The sequence below is a fragment of the Dokdonia donghaensis DSW-1 genome, from assembly GCF_001653755.1.
In the GTDB taxonomy this organism is placed as follows: Bacteria; Bacteroidota; Bacteroidia; order Flavobacteriales; family Flavobacteriaceae; genus Dokdonia; species Dokdonia donghaensis.
In genome coordinates this window covers 695,214-710,292 of record NZ_CP015125.1, presented here as the reverse complement: position 1 = coordinate 710,292, position 15,079 = coordinate 695,214, and the positions used below count along the sequence as shown (strand labels likewise).

General features: G+C 38.5%; 11 protein-coding genes and 1 tRNA gene. 4 read left to right on the top strand and 8 right to left on the bottom strand.

Features of this window, described 5'->3' with window-relative positions; translation table 11 throughout:
* Positions 1–74: 74 nt before the first annotated feature.
* The 3 genes from I597_RS02975 to I597_RS02965 form a co-directional block, all read right to left on the bottom strand.
* Positions 75–1,922: a M1 family metallopeptidase gene (locus I597_RS02975; RefSeq protein WP_035326166.1), complete on the bottom strand. Its 1,848-nt coding sequence runs from the start codon at positions 1,920–1,922 to the stop codon at positions 75–77.
* 72 nt (positions 1,923–1,994) lie between these two features.
* Positions 1,995–3,689, bottom strand: coding sequence for a S8 family peptidase (locus tag I597_RS02970; RefSeq protein ID WP_236626644.1), 1,695 nt, complete (start codon positions 3,687–3,689; stop codon positions 1,995–1,997).
* On the bottom strand, positions 3,673–4,533 hold the full coding sequence (locus I597_RS02965; protein WP_035326164.1) for an MBL fold metallo-hydrolase: 861 nt from the start codon (positions 4,531–4,533) through the stop codon (positions 3,673–3,675). The genes I597_RS02970 and I597_RS02965 overlap by 17 nt, the downstream gene beginning before the upstream one ends.
* Positions 4,534–4,751: 218 nt before the next feature.
* Here I597_RS02965 and I597_RS02960 point away from each other — a divergent pair, with 218 nt between their 5' ends.
* The gene (locus I597_RS02960; RefSeq protein WP_035326162.1) at positions 4,752–6,638 is read left to right on the top strand and encodes a cation:proton antiporter; all 1,887 of its coding nucleotides are present in this window, start codon (positions 4,752–4,754) and stop codon (positions 6,636–6,638) included.
* A gap of 56 nt (positions 6,639–6,694) precedes the next feature.
* Here the strand turns inward: I597_RS02960 and I597_RS02955 are convergent, their stop codons facing one another.
* Complete coding sequence (locus I597_RS02955; protein WP_236626672.1) at positions 6,695–7,972, bottom strand: MATE family efflux transporter; 1,278 nt, start codon at positions 7,970–7,972, stop codon at positions 6,695–6,697.
* On the opposite strand from I597_RS02955, the gene I597_RS15005 reads away from it, so the two are divergent.
* On the top strand, positions 7,914–8,060 hold the full coding sequence (locus I597_RS15005; RefSeq protein WP_236626643.1) for a hypothetical protein: 147 nt from the start codon (positions 7,914–7,916) through the stop codon (positions 8,058–8,060). The two genes, I597_RS02955 and I597_RS15005, sit on opposite strands and share 59 nt — an antisense overlap.
* 20 nt (positions 8,061–8,080) lie before the next feature.
* Here the strand turns inward: I597_RS15005 and I597_RS02950 are convergent, their stop codons facing one another.
* On the bottom strand, positions 8,081–8,581 hold the full coding sequence (locus I597_RS02950; RefSeq protein WP_035326158.1) for a GNAT family N-acetyltransferase: 501 nt from the start codon (positions 8,579–8,581) through the stop codon (positions 8,081–8,083).
* A gap of 47 nt (positions 8,582–8,628) precedes the next feature.
* Between I597_RS02950 and I597_RS02945 the strand changes: the two genes are divergently transcribed.
* The gene (locus tag I597_RS02945; protein ID WP_035328884.1) at positions 8,629–9,423 is read left to right on the top strand and encodes a universal stress protein; all 795 of its coding nucleotides are present in this window, start codon (positions 8,629–8,631) and stop codon (positions 9,421–9,423) included.
* A 10-nt stretch (positions 9,424–9,433) separates the two neighbouring features.
* A tRNA-Ala gene (locus I597_RS02940) sits at positions 9,434–9,507 on the top strand.
* An 80-nt stretch (positions 9,508–9,587) separates the two neighbouring features.
* Here I597_RS02940 and I597_RS02935 read toward each other — a convergent pair.
* The 3 genes from I597_RS02935 to kbl form a co-directional block, all read right to left on the bottom strand.
* Positions 9,588–12,278, bottom strand: coding sequence for a PD-(D/E)XK nuclease family protein (locus I597_RS02935; RefSeq protein ID WP_035326156.1), 2,691 nt, complete (start codon positions 12,276–12,278; stop codon positions 9,588–9,590).
* 67 nt (positions 12,279–12,345) lie between these two features.
* Positions 12,346–13,758, bottom strand: coding sequence for an OmpA family protein (locus tag I597_RS02930; RefSeq protein ID WP_035326155.1), 1,413 nt, complete (start codon positions 13,756–13,758; stop codon positions 12,346–12,348).
* 120 nt (positions 13,759–13,878) lie between these two features.
* Complete coding sequence (kbl, locus tag I597_RS02925; RefSeq protein WP_035326154.1) at positions 13,879–15,072, bottom strand: glycine C-acetyltransferase; 1,194 nt, start codon at positions 15,070–15,072, stop codon at positions 13,879–13,881.
* Positions 15,073–15,079: the final 7 nt, after the last annotated feature.

Below are 15,079 nucleotides of genomic sequence, written 5' to 3'. Positions count from 1 at the left end.
AAAAGCATTCAAACAAAAAAACCAGCTCGTAATGAGCTGGTTTAAATATGTGTAATAATTAGTGTGAGATTATCTTACTTGTTTTCCCACACATTATCTGTTTGATCTATATCTGCCATTTTTGACGTAGGATCAATCTTCATCATTTTTACTTTACTTATAGGTGCGTCTATCGTAAAGGTATATGTAGGGTTTGTCCAAGGCCAGTCTGCGAGTTGCTCACGAGTAATGTTTGGCGTTGGGTTTGGCTTTTCGGCACGCATCATACGCAATGGCATATAGTATGATTTTTGAGACCCGTCTGCCATATCTACATAAAGATCTATAGGCATAGGCATTAACCCTTTTCGCGTAAGCGTAACCTTTGTTTTGTTACCATCTGCTTCTACGCTTGTGATACCGTAGTCTATCGTATTTGTGGTTTGTGTCCAGTCTGTAAGATACCAGTCTAACTCCATACCAGAAACCTTCTCTGCCGTACGTTTAATATCGTTAGGCGTAGGGTGCTTAAAAGCAAAATCGTCAAAGTATTTTTTGAGCGTTTTCTTAAGATTATCTTCCCCTATAACGTATCCTAGTTGTGCAAGAAATACAGCTCCTTTACTGTATGCAGCGATGCTGTAAGGCATATTCTCATTGTAACGGTCTGCGTGTGTAGTTTGAGGTTGTTCTTTACCGCTTTTTACAAGGTAGTAGTAGCCTCTATATGATCCAGCAACTGGATTAGGGTTATCACCTCCTGTAAGTTCATTTTCGGCTAGGGCAGAGATATATGAAGTAAATCCTTCATCCATCCACTCGTGTTTTGCCTCATTACTAGCTAGTAAGAATTGAAACCAAGTATGTGCCATCTCGTGTGCAGTCACACCAAAAAGGCTTCCAAACTTGCGCTCACCCGTGATAAGTGTGCTCATTGCATACTCCATACCACCATCTCCACCTTGTATCACAGAGTACTGCTTGTAAGGGTATGTGCCTACGTGATTATTATAAAAGGCAAGTAGGCCTGCCGTCATAGGCTGTAGTTTTTTCCAGTTTGCCTTTATAGACTCTTTATTTTTATAGAAGAAGTGTAGCTCTGTATCATTTTCTCCCATAATCATATCGTGTACATACTCAGGATCTGCCGCCCAGGTGAAGTCGTGTACATTTGGTGCTTTAAAGTGCCATTGTAATTTACCACGCTTTGCGTTTTTACCAGGCTTCATAGAAGTGCCGGCATACCCGTGACCCATACCTTCTGGATCTTGTAAATACCCTGTACCACCTACGGTGTAGTTTTCATCTATTGTGATTTTTACATCAAAGTCTCCCCACACGCCGTGAAACTCACGAGCGATGTACGGGTCTGCGTGCCAGCCTTCAAAATCATATTCGGCCATTTTTGGGTACCACTGTGTCATAGATAGTGCGACACCTTCTTTATTGTTACGACCACTACGGCGTATCTGTACAGGTACTTGTCCTTTAAAATCCATATTAAAGGTTGTACTTGCTCCTGGTGCGATAGGCGCAGCAAGTTGTACTTCTAGCACAGTACCGGCTACCTCATAGTTTAATTTTTTACCATCTTGAGTAAGGCTATTTACTTTTATAAACCCTATCTCATCTGGCCCTAGCTTGCTTATACGATCTTTAACACGACCATCTGGGTCTGCAATGTTGCGTGAGCGCACATCCATCTCACTCCCTGGTTGAAATGCGTTAAAGTAAAGGTGATAATACACACGGTCTAGTGTCTCTGGTGAGTTGTTTGTATACACCAGCTTCTGTTTACCATCGTATTGATAGTTTTTTACATTCATATCGATCTCCATCTCGTAGTCGACGTGTTGTTGCCAGTATGAGGTGTTGTTTTGTGCATACGCTTTCGCGAAAGCGAACAACGATACCATCACCAGTAATTTATATGCGTTTTTCATTATAGATTGATTTAAAGTTAAAATCCCAAATTCAACTATCGAAGAACTTGGGATTTTTAGAAATTACTAAAATTATTTTTGTAGTTCTGCTAGTTTAAAAGCATTGTACATATTGACCATCTCACCAGATTTTGAAATATCGCTAAAACGCGCTTTCTTAGTCTCATCACCTCCTAAGATAACTTGAGTACCGGTAGCAAGACCACTAGCCATTATGATGTTTTTAATGTTTGCAGCACTTAATTTTGGATAATAGCTACGTAGCATTGCTGCAACACCAGCCGTGTTAGGCGATGCCATAGATGTACCTTGTAAAAACTCATACGTATCTTCTGGAGTGGTACTGTATATACGTACACCAGGAGCAAATACATCTACTTGAGATTTACCATAGTTTGAGAAGCTTGCTACAAGCTCACCACCATACTTAAGGTTAAGTGCTCCTACAGTAAGGAAAGTTTCACTCATCTCATTTACATTATCTATCTGGTCGTTAGGGTACACTCTATTTGCCGGATCATCAAGGCTTATCCCTTCATTACCCGCAGCATTTACGATAAGTACATCCTTCTTTGCCGCATATTTTATTGCGTCATAAACCCACTCTGGATTTTGAGAGTAGTATTTTCCAAAAGAGGTGTTGATCACCTTAGCACCATTATCTACCGCATAACGTATAGCTAGTGCGATATCTTTATCATACTCATCACCATCTGGTACTGCGCGTAGCGCCATAATCTTGATGTTTTTATTTGCAACACCATTTATACCTTTACCATTGTCGCGCTCTGCAGCAATAATACCTGCTACGTGTGTACCGTGTTTTGCACCATCTGGTTCTGGCCCGTACACGTTGTTATTACCATAGTTTATGTCTGTGATATCATAAGGATCATCACCTAGTACTTTTCTAAAATCTGCTGTTTTGTTGTAGTTTGCCTCGAGCTGATTTGTAAAGTAGTCTACACCATCACTTATATTTTTAATAAACTCAGGTATAGAGTCTGCATAGCTCAACATCTGTGTTAAGAACGCAACGTGCTGCTGCATCTCTGCCGTAGGGTTTGCAATGGCTTTAAGATCTGCCGCAGTATACTCTTCTTTACCCAGCTTTGCTTTTACAGCTGCGTGCGATGTTTTAAGTTGCCCTAAAATTTGCTCGTAACGTGTTTTATTTGCTTGTGCCTCTGTTACTTTTGTATCATACTCGCCTTTTGCTTTTTGATACTGTTGGAAGATTTCTCTTTGGTTTGCTGGTATAGATGCAAGTGTTTTACCTTCAAACTGGCTCTCGTATCTTTTTATAATACGTACAAACTCTAGCTGCTCTGCATTTACATCACCTAGAAAATTCCATCCGTGTATATCATCTACATACCCGTTGTTATCATCATCTTTACCATTGCCCGGTATCTCGTTAGGGTTTGTCCAGATTTTATTTTTTAAATCTTCGTGCTCTATGTCTATACCAGAATCTATAACAGCAACAATAACTTGCTGTCCAGTTTTATTAGGTATGATTTCTTCATAGGTGCGATTTACACTCATACCAGGTATGGTGTCTGTTTTAAGGTCTGCATAGCTCCACGCTTTTTCTTGAGCATCTGTAAGGGCAGCTACTTTAAGAGGGTTGCTATCTACATTTTCTACCGGTACTGTAACGAGTGCGCTAGGCGTGTCACAGGCTGTTAGAAAAGCTGCAGCAGTAGCTGCAAGAAGAAAGGATTTTGTAGTTTGAATCTTCATATTATTAATTAAATAGTTCATTAAAGGTAAAAATATCTTTTGCACGCACACCTTTTTCGGTATGTTGTACAGTAACAAGCTCATTGTGAGCATCGTGTTCTAGCCAGAGATAATAATTATTATCTGCCGCTTGTTTCAAAAATCGTTCTTTTTCATCTATAGATAGAAGTGGGCGTGTATCATAACCAGTCACATAAGGTACGGGTAAATGACCTAATGTAGGTACAAGATCTGCCATAAAAACGATGGTCTTATCTTGATACTGTATATGTGGTAACATTTGCTTTTCTGTATGACCATCTGCAAAGAGAATACCAAAACCTAGTTCGCTTGTTTCCTTAAAGGCATTTTCACCACGCTCTATAAAATGTAAATGGCCACTTTCTTGCATAGGGATGAGGTTTTCTTTTAAGAAACTCGCCTTCTCTCTATTATTAGGCTCAATAGCCCACTGCCAGTGATTTTCATTAGTCCAGAACTTAGCATTTTTAAACGCTGGCTCATAACCCGTATGGTCTTTGTTCCACTGTATGGCGCCACCTACGTGGTCAAAATGTAGGTGTGTCATAAACACATCTGTAATATCATCTCTATGAAAACCATACTGGGCCAGTGATGTATCTATAGAGTGATCACCCCATCTGTAGTAATATCCATAAAACTTCTCAGACTGCTTGTCACCCATACCATTATCAATAAGGATGAGCTTGTCTCCATCTTCTATAAGGAGACAGCGGGCTGCAATATCTATAAGGTTGTTACTATCTGCAGGGTTAGTACGACTCCATATGGACTTAGGTACCACGCCAAACATCGCACCGCCATCTAGTTTAAAATTTCCTGCCTCAATAGGGTATATTTTCATAAAAACGTGTCAATAAGAATGATAATGGTTTTTTTACGCTTTCGCGAAAGCGTAATACACCTCAAAAAAAGCGTGTTAACCACCGCACAAATCTCTGCAAAATACCAAAAAGAGAGTTTTTAAACCCTTATACACACTAGTTTTTAACAAAGAATTGTAACTTCACAACGAGAGCCAAAAGCTTTAAAACATTAATATCGCATCAAAACTGAATTCATATGTTAGAACTAGCCGGAATCATAATTTTAGGGATCATTGCACAATGGGCTGCCTGGCGTTTAAAATTACCTGCCATTTTACCACTACTACTCATAGGTCTTTTTGTGGGACCCGTATCTACACTTATATCTGAAGATGGTACAAAATGGATAGAACCTATCTGGAATGGAGAAGAAGGATTATTCCCGGGAGAGAGCCTGTACTACTTTGTCTCGCTAGCGATATCAATTATACTTTTTGAGGGCGGACTTACCTTAAAGCGTGACGAAATAAGAAATGTAGGCCCAGTAATTACAAAGCTTATCTCTATAGGAAGTCTCGTGACTTTTATAGGAGCTGGTCTTGCTGCCTACTGGATTTTTGGACTAAGCTTACAGATATCATTACTTTTTTCTGGATTAATCATTGTAACCGGACCCACAGTAATATCACCTATATTAAGAAATGTACCCGTAAAGCGTGATATCTCTACCGTTCTTAAATGGGAAGGGATTCTTATAGATCCTATAGGAGCCCTTGTGGCGGTACTTATGTATGAGTTTATATCTGTAGGGGAGGGCGCTGCTTTTACAAAAACGGCGCTGGTTGAGTTTGGAAAAATCGTACTTTTTGGTAGCACTTTTGGGTTTACGTTTGCACACGCGCTAGCGTTTATTGTAAAAAGAAAGCTAGTACCACACTACTTGATGAATGTTTTTACACTCGCGGCAGTACTAGGTGTATTTGTGATGTCAGACCAGTTTGCTCACGAGTCTGGACTGCTAGCCGTAGTTGTAATGGGGATGGTATTAGGTAATATAAACCTACCTAATATAAAAGAGTTACTTTACTTCAAAGAGTCACTTAGTGTACTACTTATATCAGTACTATTTATTTTGCTATCGGCAAATATGAACCTTGTAGACCTTGAGTTACTATATAGATGGGAGACACTGGCATTATTTCTTGTTGTGGTATTTATAGTAAGACCCATAGGGGTTTTCTTGAGTACTTGGGGCTCAGACTTACAGACTAATGCAAAGCTTTTTATCTCTTGGGTGGGTCCACGCGGTATTGTAGCGGCAGGTATTGCTTCCCTTTTTGGGTCAAAACTTCTTATTAAAGGAGAGCCTGGTGCAGAGTATATCACACCACTTGTATTTATGATTGTACTGGGGACGGTACTTCTTAACGCGACAACGGCTAGGCTATTTGCTAAGGCAGTAGGCGTATTTTTAGTAAAATCTGAAGGAATACTTATAGTAGGTGCCTCAGAAATGCCACGTCTTATTGCTAAGTATCTTCAAAAAAATGGACGCCACGTAGTCTTGCTTGATAGCAACACAAACCACATACGTATCGCAAAAGAGGCAGGGCTTATGGCAATGCAGGCTAATATTTACTCAGACGATCTTACAGATGACGTAGAGCTAAGCGATATAGGATATCTAATGTCACTTACAGGTAATAGCGATATCAATAAGTATGCGATAAACCGTTTTAGAAAACAATTTGGAGAAAACGGAGCGTACCGTCTCATCTCAAAAAGAGAGATGGACAACATAGCACAGTTACCTAAAGAAGGTCTCTTCTCTGCAACAGATGATTTTATAAATATGACTGAGGTCACAAGGCAGTATCCTACCATAAGTGAAGTGCCTATTTCTACAAAAGAAGAGTACTCAAAAGTGGCAAAAATTATTACAGATGATGATGAGATGATTCCTCTTTTTGTAAAACAGAAGGATGGAACCATACATATTATAGGGTCATTTGTACAAGAGCTTGATGTTAAGTCTTTCCAGGGGAGCCATATTGTTTATTTAGGAAAACCTTTTGATGAAGCATTGCTTGACACTCAAAAAGACAGTGATAAAAAGGTAGAGGAACCTTTAGAAAAGGAATAGGTTTTTAGTACGCTTTCGCGAAAGCGCTCTTAACCACTCCTATATCTATAGAAACGTTATTTTATGGCTAGTCGGTAATACTTTTTCTTGTAAAAGTAAATGAGCATCCCTGCCCTAAAAAGCATCCAGACCATAAAGGCACACCATATTCCCAAAATACCCCACCCCGTGTATTTACTTATATAAAGCACGGGCACAAAGCCTAAAAATGTGGCCACAAGAAGTGTGTTACGTAACCACCCCATTTCTCCTAGACCCTTAAAAATTGAGTCTAAAGTAAAGGCAATAGCGTTAATAGGTTGCATTACAATCACCATAAAAAATACGCCATAAAATACGATAAGTACTGCATCGTCATTACTAAAGAGTAAGCCCATAGGTTTGTATAGAATGGCGCAGATAATCATCAAGAAAACAGCAACAACCAGGTTATATTTTACAACTCGTTTTGTGAGTAACCAGAGGTTAGGGTAGTCTTTTGCGCCTAGCAATCTACCGCTTAATAGGTTGCCAGCCGCTCCATAGCCATCTATAAAGAATGCTGTAAAGAGCCATATATTTGCCACAATGGTGTGGGCAGCTACTGTCTCATCACTTATTGCGGTCGCCTCACGTACAGCAAGTACAAGAGCTACATTGAGAGAAAATGATCTTATAAAGAGGTTAAGACTCATCGAGATAAGTCTTTTAATCTCAGGGTGTAGCGGTAATCGTAGTCTAAGAGAAACGTCTGTCTTTATAAGTAAAAGCGCTAGCGCTAGTATGGCCATTACAGCCTGTGCTGCGAGACTTGCCCAGGCAGCACCCTTAACCCCCATAGGCTCAATAATATCGTCTATACCGTATACGAGCATAAAGTCAAGACCTATGTTAAGAGAGGCGCCTATAATAGCCACAATCATAGGCCAGAAGGTATTTTGTAACCCTCTAAAAATTCCAAACACGGCAAAGGTGAACAGTGTAAGCGGGAAACCCCACACGCGTATATTATAATAGTCTATACTTAAAGATAACACCAACCCCTTTGCATTAAGTAGCATAAAAATCTCTTTTACAAAGAAGTATGTACTCCCTAAAACAATGATAGATAGAATGATATTAAAGTAAATAGCCTGTGCAGGTAATACTTTAATATCTTCAAGCTTTCCAGCACCTAGGTTTTGAGATATTATGGCAGAAATGGCGCTACGTGTTTGCCCTAGTATCCATATAAGCATAGAGAGAAAAGAACCTACAATACCTACAGCTGCGAGTGCCTCCACACTATTTTCTGCAATGTTGCCTACTACTGCAGCGTCTGTGCTAGAGAGTACAGGCTCTGCAATACCAGCAATAAGCGCAGGAACTGCCAGCTGCTGTATGCGCTTAAAGGAAATATCTATGTTATGGGATAGTATAGTGATAACTCAGGCTTTAAAATAATTGAGTAACAAAAATACATCTTATATAATGCGCTCATAACAATAGAAGGGATCATTACTTTGCTTTGGAAAATAGATATTACCCAGTCTTTTATAACCGCGAGCTTCATAAAATTGTTGATTGCGCTTATTTTGCGAGAAGGTGTCGAGCCGTATAGAAGGTGCTCCAGCTTGTTGTGCAAATTGATGTGCATAGTTCATCATTTTTCTAGCATAACCCTTACCCTGCATATCTGGATGTACGGCTAGTCTATGTATGTAGATATTACCTTGAGATTGAGTTAACCATTCAACATCTTCATACTCTTTATCCATAATGATAGATACCACGATGGTCCCTATGATAGCTCCGTCTTTTTTTAAAACACAGAGTTCCTCACGGTCTATATCTTGCTCAAAAGCGGCGGCACTAGGATAATGCTCATTCCATTGATAGATGCCTTTTTCAATCATAGATTTTGCGCACGCTCTAGTAAGCGCAAGTATCTCTGGGATGTCTATTTTTTTTGCCTTTACAATCACAGTTTAAAAGTATTTTTGTAATCTTATGTAAAATTACAAATTACGGTATGAAAAATATTCTTGTTCCTATAGGTTCATCAAAGAGTGCGGTTAACACACTTCAATATGCAATAGATCTTGCTCAAGAGGTAGATGCAAATGTGTATGTTATCTCAGTGTTTCAAGAATTTTCTAAGGCAGGAAGCGCCTCAAAGTTAAACACCGTTCTTAAAGAAGATACAGAAAACACACTAGAGAAAGTGGTAAGTAGTGTAGATCATAAAGGAGTCTCTGTAGTGTCACATCCTATAAAAGGTGGAGTGGTAGATGGTGTAGAGCGTTTTAATAAACACGTACCTGTAGATCTTATGGTACTCTCACCGCACAGTAACTCTGTACGTGACGAGGTCTATCTTGGTAATACCACTGGAAAGCTAGTAAAGAGTACTAATATACCAGCCTTCATAGTGCCAGAAAACGAAACCTTTAAACAGCCATCTCAAATACTTATGGCTTTTAAAAATGGAAACTTTGATAAAAAACGTCATCTAGAACCGCTTAAAAAAATGCAAAAGCATTTTGGCACAGAGATTCAACTTTTGCACGTTGAGACACCAGAGAGTGACGATAAGATGAAAAACGTATCTGACGACCTTAAGGAGATGAGTGCATCTTATAAGACCACCTCAAACGCAACTACCTATCAAGGTGTACTTGAACATTTTCAGTCTGTAAACCCAGATATAGTTTGTGTGGTGCGTAGGAAGAGAGGTTTCTTTAAAAAACTCTGGGAAAAAAATGTAGTACTCAAAAAAGAGTTCTTTACACCTAAACCACTACTCATTTTAAGAGTTCAAGAGTAAATTTTATTTTGGGGGATTAGCTCAGTTGGCTAGAGCGTTTGACTGGCAGTCAAAAGGCCACCAGTTCGAATCTGGTATTCTCCACGTTTTAAAAAATAAAAACCCATCAATACGTATTGATGGGTTTTTTATATGTTTTTAGTACGCTTTCGCGAAAGCGTAAACTACCTTTCTGTAAAGGGAATAGAAGGGTCTAATATTTCTTTTACCAATCTTTTTAAAACAGCCTCAAACTCCAAAAGGGTGTCTGCTGTGATCTCTTGGTTTCTATTGTATTTAAATGGTAGAAAGCCTGACTGTAGATTTTTGAAAGATATTATTCCCGCATTTACGGGAAACTGAAGAGGCTTCTTTTTGTTAAGCATAAATGCATACATAAGCACTTGGAATGCTTTTTCAAATTTACCTTCAGGCAGGAGCAAGTCTTCATAAGACTTTAAGTTGAGATCGGTTTGTGTTACTTTACCGGTTTTATAATCTATAATGTTGAGGTGACCGTTGCGTTGTTCTAAAAGATCTACCTTACCTCTTAGAGTAATAGTATCTGTGAGGGATATATCACGTAAATCATCTTCTACCGCTTGTATTATGACAGTATCGCCCTTTTTAAGCAAGGATATCTCTCTTTTTAGGTAATTGTGAACATAGCGACATATAACCGCGTAGATGATCTTATTTTTACCTTCTTGTATATGAGTGAGACCGTATTCTGATTTGAATTGATTACGTACCTCTTGCTCAATACCTTTAATGAGATCTTTTAAAATATCTTCTGTAAGTACAATACCTATGTGTGGTTTATAGAGTTCCTCTAGCGTGTTGTGTACTATGGTACCCATTGTATTTGCTGCAACGGTTTCTTCTACCTCATCGCTACTATCTATACCGAGAATATAGCGCTCGTAAAATAGCACTGGATTGCGTAAATAGGTGGTAAGTGCAGAGGGAGATATGCCTCTTTTGAGAAACTGTGATAATTTTATAACCACCTCTGGTGTTTTTGCTATCACTTGCGACTTTTTGCTTGTACTGTGTGATGCAGGTGTAACTGTATATTTAGTAAGGTTATGAATTCCTTCTTCTTCTATCTGTCTTATAAAACGACTTTGCTCACTACTTCCTAGTCCGCTACTATGAGTTGTATATAATAGATCTACAGTAGAAGCCCTATGTAAAAGATGGTAAAAGTGATAAGCATATACTGCATCTTTTTCTGAATATGTAGGTAAATCATATAGCTTTTTAAGATCGTAAGGTATGTAGGAGTTTTGGCTCTTACCAGAAGGTAGTATTCCCTCGTTAACAGAGGTGAGGATTACGTGATCATAATCTAGCACACGAGACTCTAAGACTCCCATAATTTGTAAACCTTGATCTGGATCACCTTTAAGATCTATAGTTTCTGAAGATATAATATCACGATAGAAGAGAATAAATGTTGAGATATCACTTATATGCTCTCTTACTTCCATAAGTGTTTTTAACTTATTAAAAGCTACATAAAACCCATAGAGATACTCTACTTGTAAACTGTTTTGAGTTTCGTCGTATATAGTTCTTAACTCACTAATGATTTGAAGACAATTTGATACTGCGAGTTTTGGGTTATCATTCCACTCTAGAAATAAGGTCTTGGCAATATTTAGGTGCTCTTGGTTAACAGTATTTAGTAATACGCCTGTAGAGACATAAATGAGGTTTTTAGATATAATCTCTTGTTGTAATGTTGTGGCTGTTTCTTTTAGTAATGCCTGAGTAATGGGATTGCGTAGTACTTTTAAAACATCCTTGTAATAGTACCCATTAGTCTGTGGATTCTTTTTTAAACTAAGCAGTTGCTCAAAAAATGAAGCTGTCGGGGTTTTACCTATTGGAATACCCATCGTAATATTTACTTTATGGATGTGTGTAGGTAGTGCGTTAAGTACAGGTAATAATAATGCCTCGTCTCCTAGAATGATAGCAGTTTTGGAAAGTGCGTCTTGAGATGTTTTTTCAAGAATAGTTCCTAGAGTTTTGGCCTGTAGGACATCTTGTGAGCAGGCATAAGTATTTATATTTTTTGAAGTACTATAATTATCAAAGCTCCAAGAAAAGTCATTGGCGCTGTAATATGCCCAGTCTCGCTTGTATTTCTTTATAAAGAGATTAGTCTCGTGATATGGGTTTTTAATAAATGACTTTTCTGTATCCCAATAAATTTCCGAATTTCCTGAGGCTAGTATGGCCTGTATAATTTGTTGTTCTGCAGTATTAAGCGCATTAAAGCCTAGAAAAACGTGTCTTACCTGAGTAGATGAAGATATATAATGCTCTATAACCTCTACAGCTTGTCTATAAATATACCCTTGATGGACAGCATCAATACTAAGTGATTTCTCGCAAAAGACTGTGTAAATCTGAAGTAAGTTGTTCCAGAAGTCTATATAATTTACAACTATCTCATTTGTAGATGAAGACCAATGATCTGATAGTTCCTTTATATCTTTAAGGTGGTTAAAGACTTTTTTTTGATCCAGCAAAAACCGATCTATTTCATTAAAGTCACTCAATATAGATTGAGCCCAGCCACAGAAAGTTTGGAAGCTTACTAGCTTTTCCTTCTCTACAACTTCTGTATAACTTTCAAAGAGATTAAATATTAAGTCTACATTGCTCGCAGATTTTAATCCTGTTATGTGGGATATAAATTCTTCAATTGAGAAAATTTGTGGAGCAAATGAAGTTTTATGTGCTCTCTGAGCTATTTTCTTTCTAAGTGTATTACCAGCTCTTCGGCTAGGTAAAATAAATATGAGATTATCTGTATCTGTTACACTTTCCTCTTCTAGTACGACGTCTATAAAACTTTGCATAGTCTAAAATAAAAAACGCCTCGCAATTGCGAGGCGTTTTTAAGATTATAAAAATCTTATTTTATTTCTATTGCTCTAAAATAGAAAGCTCAACACGTCTGTTTTCTTGACGTCCTGCAGCAGTTTTATTTGAAGCAACTGGTCTAGCTTCACCAAATCCTTTAGATTCTAAACGAGACGCTGGGATTCCTTTTCCTGTTAAGTAGCTTCTTACTGAAGCAGCTCTCTGGTCAGAAAGATTTAAGTTATATGCATCACGTCCTCTATCATCAGTGTGACCTTCGATAAGGAAACGAGTTGTTGGGTACTCCATCATTACTGATGCTACCTTATCAAGAGTCGCATAAGATTCAGTTCTGATTGATGCTTTGTTGTAATCAAAAAGTACTTTTTTAGTTTCAACGTTAAGATCATTAAGAACTTCTACAGATACTTCTGGACATCCATTGTTTGCTACAGTTCCTGCAACGTCTGGACACTCATCATCTTTATCTAGTACACCGTCACCGTCTTTATCTTGGTAAGGACATCCGTTGTTAGCACGTGGTCCTGCCTCATTTGGACAAGTATCATCAGCATCTTTGATACCATCACCATCTGCATCTGGACAACCACCTAAAGCAGCGATACCAGCAACAGTAGGACAAGCATCCTTAGGATCAGGAATACCATCACCGTCTGTATCAGGACAACCATCAAACTCTGCTAAACCAGCAACAGTAGGACAAGCATCTTTAGAATCTTGGATACCGTCACCGTCAGAGTCTGGACATCCGTCAAACTCAGGAAGACCTGCAACTTCTGGACAAGCATCATCTTTGTCATATATCCCATCACCGTCTGTATCTTTTCCTCCGAAAACAATACCTACAGCAGCAACGTGTTGAAAGTGCTTGATTCCGTCATCTTCAAAAGCGTGCTTATATTTAGATTGTAAACCAATATTGAAGTTTTCTCCTAACCAAATTTTAACTCCGGCAGCAGCATTTGCAGTTCCAAATCCACCTAACTCACCGTCTAGTGAACTTTCTACCCACGTATAACCAGCACCAACAGAAAGAGAAGGATCAAACCATCCACCTTCACCATTGATAAGGTCTCTTAAGCTATAAGAGAAATCTCCATCAGCTCCGTAGTATTGTAATTCATTTCTTGGTCTTGAATCTCCTAATTTGTCAATTCTGTTTAATGAACCAGATACTCCAAATGTGAAACCATCTCCTAAGTAGCGAGAAACGTTTACATAAGAAACTGAAGGTACGATGCTCCAGTGATCTTCAACATTGTAGAATTCTTCAAATAAGTTTCCTCTTAATTCACCAGCTCCAGGAACTCCGTCTATTGCGTCACCTACTGGGTATGTGTCAATTGCGTTTGCTCCGACTGAGATAGCCCAAGGATTGTTTGCGTCTTGTGCATTCACTGATCCTAAAGCAAGAATCATAAGTGCTGCAACTAAAAATCTGCTAAGATGTTTCATTGTTTAGTCTTAAATTTTAAGTGTTAATTACCGACAAAAGTAAGTTGTTAAAATTAATCAACAAAGCTAAAAGTACTAAATTTTTCCAAACCTCCCTTACAAACAGGGGGTAAGGACCGTTTAAATTACTTTTAAATCTTTTCCCACTTTTGTAAAAGCTGCTATCGCAGCATCAAGATGTTCAATAGAATGAGCAGCACTCAATTGTACACGAATGCGTGCCTTTCCCTTTGGTACCACGGGGAAGAAGAAGCCTATCACATATATACCTTCTTCTAAAAGTGCGTCTGCCATATCTTGAGAGAGCTTTGCATCATAGAGCATTACAGGAACAATTGCAGAGTCTCCATCTATAATATCAAAACCCGCTTTTTTCATTCCTTTTTTGAAATATGCTGTGTTTTCTGCTAGCTTATCTCGTAAAGAAGTGTCTTTTTCTAATAAATCTAAGACTTTTATTGAAGCACCTACAATGGCTGGAGCAAGAGAATTTGAAAATAAGTAAGGACGACTACGCTGGCGTAGTATTTCTATAACCTCTTTTTTTGCAGTTGTATATCCTCCCATTGCGCCACCTAGTGCCTTACCTAATGTGCCAGTAATAATATCTACACGACCTAAAACACCTTTTTCTTCTAGCGTACCTATACCGCGCTCACCTATAAAACCTGTAGCGTGACATTCATCTATCATTACAAGAGCGTCATACTTATCTGCTAGATCACAAATCTCATCTAGTGGAGCAACAAGACCGTCCATTGAGAACACACCATCTGTAACTATAATTTTGTGGCGAGCACCATTTTCATTTGCTTTTTTAAGTTGCTCTTCTAGATCTGCCATATCATTATTTGCATAGCGATATCTAGCAGCTTTACAAAGGCGTACCCCGTCTATTATAGAAGCGTGATTAAGCGAGTCAGATATAATCGCATCTTCCTTACCTAGTAGCGGCTCAAAAACACCACCATTTGCATCAAAGGCTGCAGCATATAATATGGTATCTTCTGTTCCATAAAATTTGGCAATACGCTGCTCTAATTCTTTATGTATGTCTTGTGTACCACAAATAAAACGTACAGAACTCATCCCAAAACCGTGAGTATCCATAGTGTCCTTTGCAGCCTGTATTACTTCTGGGTGTGATGACAGCCCTAAATAGTTATTTGCACAAAAGTTTATTACCTCTTCTCCTGTAGAAATTGTGATTACCGCATCTTGAGGAGATGTGATAATGCGCTCTTTTTTATATAGTCCTGCATCTTTAATTTCTGCAAGTTCTTTTTGTAAGTGTTGTTGTATACTACCGTACATATGTGTT

Excerpts from the sequence above, each read along its gene's own strand:
- I597_RS02975 (WP_035326166.1), bottom strand. The coding sequence starts at position 1,922 with ATGAAAAACGCATATAAATTACTGGTGATGGTATCGTTGTTCGCTTTC.
- I597_RS02970 (WP_236626644.1), bottom strand. The coding sequence starts at position 3,689 with ATGAACTATTTAATTAATAATATGAAGATTCAAACTACAAAATCCTTT.
- I597_RS02965 (WP_035326164.1), bottom strand. The coding sequence starts at position 4,533 with ATGAAAATATACCCTATTGAGGCAGGAAATTTTAAACTAGATGGCGGT.
- I597_RS02960 (WP_035326162.1), top strand. The coding sequence starts at position 4,752 with ATGTTAGAACTAGCCGGAATCATAATTTTAGGGATCATTGCACAATGG.
- I597_RS15005 (WP_236626643.1), top strand. The coding sequence starts at position 7,914 with ATGTTGCCTACTACTGCAGCGTCTGTGCTAGAGAGTACAGGCTCTGCA.
- I597_RS02945 (WP_035328884.1), top strand. The coding sequence starts at position 8,629 with ATGAAAAATATTCTTGTTCCTATAGGTTCATCAAAGAGTGCGGTTAAC.
- I597_RS02935 (WP_035326156.1), bottom strand. The coding sequence starts at position 12,278 with ATGCAAAGTTTTATAGACGTCGTACTAGAAGAGGAAAGTGTAACAGAT.
- I597_RS02930 (WP_035326155.1), bottom strand. The coding sequence starts at position 13,758 with ATGAAACATCTTAGCAGATTTTTAGTTGCAGCACTTATGATTCTTGCT.
- kbl (WP_035326154.1), bottom strand. The coding sequence starts at position 15,072 with ATGTACGGTAGTATACAACAACACTTACAAAAAGAACTTGCAGAAATT.